The organism is Blautia sp. 210820-DFI.6.14 (genome assembly GCF_020558815.1).
In the GTDB taxonomy this organism is placed as follows: domain Bacteria; phylum Bacillota; class Clostridia; order Lachnospirales; family Lachnospiraceae; genus Blautia_A; species Blautia_A obeum.
The window spans coordinates 1-282 of sequence record NZ_JAJCKS010000128.1 but is presented as its reverse complement, the minus strand read 5'-3'; the positions used below and the strand labels follow the sequence as shown (position 1 = coordinate 282).

1 protein-coding gene is annotated in these 282 nt (G+C 37.2%); it reads right to left on the bottom strand.

Features of this window, described 5'->3' with window-relative positions; all coding sequences use genetic code 11:
• Positions 1–282 (bottom strand): replication initiation factor domain-containing protein (locus tag LI112_RS18030; RefSeq protein WP_227191225.1); only part of this gene is annotated, 282 nt, incomplete at both ends.

Sequence of the window (282 nt, the reverse complement as noted above, 5' to 3'; positions counted from 1 at the left end):
TTGCGGTGTCGAAATCATCAAACTTGCTTTCGTCAAAGTGGTAGCCCTCACTATTCGAGATAAATTCCTCTTTTTCGCATTTCTTCTTTATCTGCTCTATGGTAAAAAATGGCTTTTCGTTCTTATCATCAATGGCAATATCCAGTCTAGTGAAATGGAAGTTATCCAGTCCATATCTTCGCTCACAATGTTTGAACATATCTCCAAAGGTATAATTCCTACTATCAAGAATACGGAAAATATCATCACAACCTCTGCCAGTCATAACAAGATAACAGCCTA